4 protein-coding genes and 1 pseudogene are annotated in these 5,535 nt (G+C 36.8%); 3 read left to right on the top strand and 2 right to left on the bottom strand.

What is annotated here, in order from left to right:
• Nucleotides 1-119: 119 nt before the first annotated feature.
• Together H4J50_RS18430 and H4J50_RS18425 are read right to left on the bottom strand one after the other, a co-directional pair.
• Nucleotides 120-2,155, bottom strand: a pseudogene (locus tag H4J50_RS18430) (TonB-dependent receptor); the annotation flags it as partial.
• Nucleotides 2,156-2,371: 216 nt separating this feature from the next.
• A complete protein-coding gene (locus H4J50_RS18425; protein WP_108456828.1) occupies nt 2,372-3,292 on the bottom strand; it encodes a PHB depolymerase family esterase in 921 nt (306 codons plus the stop codon).
• A 250-nt stretch (nt 3,293-3,542) separates the two neighbouring features.
• Here H4J50_RS18425 and H4J50_RS18420 point away from each other — a divergent pair, with 250 nt between their 5' ends.
• The 3 genes from H4J50_RS18420 (at nt 3,543) to H4J50_RS18410 (ending at nt 5,432) form a co-directional block, all read left to right on the top strand.
• Nucleotides 3,543-3,887 carry a hypothetical protein gene (locus H4J50_RS18420; RefSeq protein WP_108456827.1) on the top strand — a complete coding sequence of 115 codons (345 nt, stop codon included), beginning with the start codon at nt 3,543-3,545 and terminating at the stop codon, nt 3,885-3,887.
• Between the two features lie 304 nt (nt 3,888-4,191).
• Nucleotides 4,192-4,722 (top strand): sigma-70 family RNA polymerase sigma factor, encoded by a 531-nt coding sequence (locus tag H4J50_RS18415; protein ID WP_108456826.1) that lies wholly within the window; start codon nt 4,192-4,194, stop codon nt 4,720-4,722.
• On the top strand, nt 4,719-5,432 hold the full coding sequence (locus H4J50_RS18410; protein ID WP_182257626.1) for an anti-sigma factor domain-containing protein: 714 nt from the start codon (nt 4,719-4,721) through the stop codon (nt 5,430-5,432). Before H4J50_RS18415 ends, H4J50_RS18410 begins: the two co-directional genes overlap by 4 nt.
• The last annotated feature ends 103 nt before the right edge of the window (nt 5,433-5,535 follow it).

Below are 5,535 nucleotides of genomic sequence, written 5' to 3'. Positions count from 1 at the left end.
GAACAGACGGTTGTCGATTTTTTTACGCAAGTCATGCAAATGGATAATTTTACTTTGCGGCAAGAAGCCTTAGAATGAGGGATAATTCACTTTTATTGGTTAAAAGTGAACCCCGAAACTTGAGTTAGTAAGTTATCGGTAACGTTTAAATCGTAATCACTACGGTAATAGTAGTTACCATTCACTACAAAAGCCCCTGCAGATGTTTCAATATCATAAGAAAAGCCAAGATTAGCCGTAGTTTCAGGGGTATTAGTAATAGTAAAATTATCGCTAATATCTATCTTGTTAAGGTCTGCATCGAATGATATTACTTCTGAAAATGATGAGTCAATTAAACCGACATTAGCAAATAAATTTAAGCTATCAGTTGCAGCATATTCAATCTCTAGCTCTAAACCCGATGCGGTAGATTTACCAATATTACCTAAACGTTGGCTTAACGCGCTATTGTCTTCTGAAGGTAAAACAGTAACGAATTGTCTGTCTTTATGATCAAGGTAGAAAGCTGTGGCATTCACCCTTAAATTATCATTCCACTCACTTTTAACACCGACTTCAAATGAGTCAACAACTTCTGGATTTACAGCTGGCTCTGCTCCTTCTGCTCTAGGGTTAAATGTGCCTGATTTAAAGCCTTGTGAGTAGCTAGCATAGAACATCATGTCATTTGAGTATTGATACTCAGCACCTACACGTGGGGTAAAACGCGACCAATCTTCTTTGTCATTTAGTACTTCAGGGAAGGTAACATCGCCACGTACATAACCCGGTATCCAACCACTTTCAGGATAAACAGTTTCAAATGCTAGACCATTATTAACGTTAGCTGTTTTTTCTTCTGTGGTATAACGTGCACCTAAAGTCATCGATAATTTATCAGTAAGGTTGTAAGAGCCTTGTGCATAAACCGCATAGCTTTCACTGTTGTTACAACCGCTGACTTCACGAGTTAACCCGGGTAAACCTAAAGATTGGCCAAAATTTTCTAAGATTGCATCAAAGTGACCACAAGACTCACCATCAAAGTAGTATAAGCCTGAAACAAAAGTTAAATTGTCTGAGTCATAGTTAAGTTGAAATTCTTGACTGAACTGTTCATCGTCATAAATCGCGGGTACATCAAAAATACGCTCTGCAGTATTATCAAAATCAATATTTGTTTTCGAGTAGTTTTCGCGGCTGGCCGTAACTGACTTAACTGACCAAGTGTCGTTGATAAAATATTCTGCCGTTAAACTGAAACCTTCAGACTCAACACTATTCCACGTAGGCATACTGGTGTAAGAATCATAAACGCTGTCAGGTACTGGTGCATCAGTGACTATGCTCGGCAGTAAACGGTAACCGCCTTTAGCATTTGAGTCATCTGTTGTTTTGTCATAGTTAAAGCGGAAAAATAAATCGTCATTAGGTTCGAATTCGACAGTAATTCGACCAGCAAAAACATCTTTGTTGTAATTTTCTAGGTCTTGATTTGGTAAGTCAGATTGTAAAAACTCACCGTAACCATCTCGCGTTAAATTAGCTAAGGCAAAACCAACGTAAAGTTTGTCGTCTATTACGGGAATTTTACCTGCCACTTTATAATCTTGACGACCATAGTTGCCAAAAGTTGCTTTAAGATCTAGCTCTAGATCACCAGACATTTTTTTAGTGACATATTTAATTGCGCCACCGATAGTGTTTTTACCGTATAAACTACCTTGTGGACCACGAAAACTTCAATACGTTCTACATCAAGAATATCTAATACAGCGCCTTGTGGGCGAGCTATATAAACATCATCAACATAAATACCAACACCAGGTTCATAACCCCATAATGGATCATCTTGACCAACACCACGAATAAAAGCGGTTAATGTTGAGTTAGTACCACGACTCGCTTGTAAGGTAGTGTTTGGAGAAAACTGCTGAACTTCAGACATCACACTGACGCCACTTTGAGCTAATTGTTCAGCACCAACAGAAGTTACCGCTACAGGTACAGATTGTAAGCTTTCTAAGCTTTTACGCGCCGTTACTTCAATACGCTCTAACGTTGGATCATTTTTTATCTGTTCATCTGTTTCTGCCGCCATGATGTTTTGGCTAGTCAGTGCTGCTGAAATTGTTATGGCTAAAACGCTGAGCCTGGTGTTAAAACGTTTCATGGTGTTTCCCCGTATTATTAAATCTTATAAACCGCTAGTTAGAGCACTTTATTGTTTTTTATTAGTGTGGATAAAACTCTATAGTAAATTTGTCAGAAGTTAATTTGTACTATAGTAGTATGTCGTGTTTTTTTAATGTAACTCACTGTAAATGAAGACTATATATTGAATTTTATTTATTTCTACATGTCTTTTATTAGTGATATTTACCTTGATTTAGATTTTCCAAGCGGCAATTAAGTATTGTACTGTGCTAAAGGGCGCGCTAATGACAAATGGCGCTTCAATGCCTCCGTCGGTTTTTTCTGGGGCGACAGTTATGCCATGACCCATGTTTTCAATTTCAATGAGTTCGACATTAGTTTGTTTGTTTTTTCCCTGCCACTGACTTACTTGATAGCCCTGATATTTTGAAATGATAGGTTGTTGTACAGACTCTGTTAATTGTGCCCAGTGTATAGCCAGATGTTGTGAATTTTTCGGGTTGACCACTGCGTCGGTATCACCGGTAAATATCGACAATGCCGGCCAATGTGGTTGTATTTTGTTTAGCTGTTTAATCAAGGTTGTTAATTGCTCAGTCGTTTGAGAAGGACCACTGCGCATACAAGCTATAGCAGTGATCAAATTATCTGCACAAGGGTAGGGTATACCAGCAACAATAGCGCCCGCGGTGAATAGTTCCGGGTAATTTACCACCATTGAACTCGCCATAGCACCACCGGCAGATAAACCTATAATATAAATGTTGCTAAAGTTTTGCTTGGCATTGACGGTGCTAATCATGTTTTTAATCGACAGACTTTCACCTTGGTTTTTTTCAATATCTTGTGTCGAAAACCAATTAAAGCAGCCTTTAATATTATTGTTTTGGCTTTGTTGTGGAATAAGTAACGAAAACTTTTTCTTTTTTGCTAAAGCCATTAAACCTGTTTGCTCAGCAAGAGTTTCACCTTGTTGAACACAGCCATGTAATAAAACAATCAAATTTTTATTCGTTTTTGCACCTTGAAAGTAACTTGCGCTCAACTCGCCAGGGTTATTTCCAAACTCAATTAATGCTGATGATATAGCAAAACTATTGGCGCTGAAAATTGCTATTGTAATGATGATAATCATTGATAAAAATTTATACATGATATGTTTCCATAGTTAAGCGTTATAAATATAAGTTAAAAATTTAAGGTATTAAAAAGGCAATTTAACCCTGTTAGCATGGCGCATAAAATAAAGTTATAGAATGCTACTTTAGTTCCACAGTATTTGTTAAATGATTATTTTAAAAGATAAAACTAGTGATTTTATTATGATCAGCGAAACGTTAAGCTGTGAGAGTAAATTACAGTGGAATTTATTGCTTGGCTATTATCATTAAAAGGCAAATGTCATGACATTTAAAACTTTGGCGCAACGTATATTTTTTCTTCAGCCTTTATTAAATCTTATTTTTATCGCTGGTATTATTTCAATCATTATTCTATTTATTTATGGCTCAATTGAAAATCAAAATACTTATGCTTTACCTTTTTTATTATTCGCTGTTTGGAGTTTGTTGCTCAGTGCATTAATCGGGGTGTTGGTTCAAACACCCAGTAGTGAAAAAATAGCGAAAGGTTGGTTTTCTGGTTTAAAAAATAGGCTGGGTAGAGCTTTATTTTCTCTGGTGCTATTACTTTTTATATTAATAAGTTTGGCGTTGTTGTACGCGACAATTAAATTATTGAACTTGTAAAATATAATGTTAACGCTCAGCAATAGAGTATTTTTTTAATTATAATTAAATAATATAAAGTTAGCTTTATCAATGATTAACGTTTTAAAAAAGCTACCTAAAAGCAAAGAGAATTCAATTAAAAAGTGCTAGGGTGTAGTAACAAGCTTTAAATACATGCTGTACTTTAACCTTAGTTATTTGTAGTTATGATAGCATTGTATTCTTAATAGACTGTACATTCAGCAGTAGGTAAATGGCGGTTGCTTAGTATACTATCTCAGCATCTTAATAAATTAATCCTTCATAAAAAGAGCTATAAAAAATGGAACATGAACAACACCTAGCCTTACTTGGGGCCATCGCCCAAGGTGATAAAAAGGCGTTTTCAGCACTGTATCAATCAACCAGTAAACAGCTTTATGCGGTTAGTTTGAAAATGCTAGCCCGCAAAGAATTAGCCGAAGAAGCATTGCAAGAAGCTTATGTACGTATTTGGCATAATGCCTCAGAATATCGTATAGGAAAGGGCACTGTCCTTACTTGGATGATCAGTATTGTGAGATACAGATCATTAGATATTTTACGTTACAACAATATTAGAAAAGAAGACATATTAGACGAAAATATTAACCTTGATATTGAAGCCCCTGAACAAGTGACTGACTCAGAACAATTGCTATTAGATAAGTGTTTACAACAACTTGATTTGCAACAACGACAAGCAATTTATTTAGCTTATTTTAATGGATGCTCACATAAAGAGGTGATGAAGCACTTAAACAACCCATTGGGCACCATTAAAAGCTGGATAAGACGTGGCCTTACAAGCTTACAAAGTTGTTTAACGTCATGAATTATCAATCAGAAAACCTCAAAAATGCTCTGGCTGCAGAGTATGTGCTAGGCACGTTACGTGGGCCTGCTCGTCAACGCTTTCAAAAATTGATGATGCAATATCCACCGATCAGTGATGCAACCTCAACTTGGGAGCAACACTTAAATGCCTTAGGACAAAAAATTCCACCCGTAACACCTGACGATTCAGTCTGGCAACGCATTGAGCAGCAACTTGGTTTTTCAGTTGAGCAAACAACAAGTGCTGAACAAGCACAAAGTAATGTTGTACCCATGACAAAAGCTAAACCTAAAGTATGGCAAAGCATTGCTGGATTAGCGTCTGCTGCGGCATTAATTCTTGCTGTTCTATTGGTGAATGTTGATACAAGCGTGCCTGACGCTCAGCAATTAGCCTTGGTTAACAACGAACAAACTGAATTATTATGGGCATTAGAAATTGGTGCTGATACCATTGATATTCAAGCCACTAAAAGCTTAGTAGCAAAAGCTAATGCCGATTATGAACTGTGGATAGTGGCGGCCGATGGTAGACCGCCAATTTCGTTAGGCCTATTGCCAAAAACGGGTAAATTAACCTTAAGTAAACCTGAGTTGTTTGATAAAATTGAAATCGCCGCTTTAGCGGTGAGCTTGGAGCCGTTAGGTGGCTCACCAAATGGTTCACCAACGACAGTGTTGTATACCTCTAAATTGGTTACCCTTTAGTCAAACTCATTAATAACTGACTTAAAATAACCAGTAGCATATAAAAAGCGAAACGAGAGTTTCGCTTTTTTTTCCTCCAAATAAAACTTCTTACCTTATATTC

This window comes from Colwellia sp. 6M3 (genome assembly GCF_014077595.1).
GTDB lineage: Bacteria > Pseudomonadota > Gammaproteobacteria > Enterobacterales > Alteromonadaceae > Cognaticolwellia.
This window is presented reverse-complemented; position numbering and strand designations above follow the sequence as displayed.

Excerpts from the sequence above, each read along its gene's own strand:
- H4J50_RS18425 (WP_108456828.1), bottom strand. The coding sequence starts at position 3,292 with ATGTATAAATTTTTATCAATGATTATCATCATTACAATAGCAATTTTC.
- H4J50_RS18420 (WP_108456827.1), top strand. The coding sequence starts at position 3,543 with ATGACATTTAAAACTTTGGCGCAACGTATATTTTTTCTTCAGCCTTTA.
- H4J50_RS18415 (WP_108456826.1), top strand. The coding sequence starts at position 4,192 with ATGGAACATGAACAACACCTAGCCTTACTTGGGGCCATCGCCCAAGGT.
- H4J50_RS18410 (WP_182257626.1), top strand. The coding sequence starts at position 4,719 with ATGAATTATCAATCAGAAAACCTCAAAAATGCTCTGGCTGCAGAGTAT.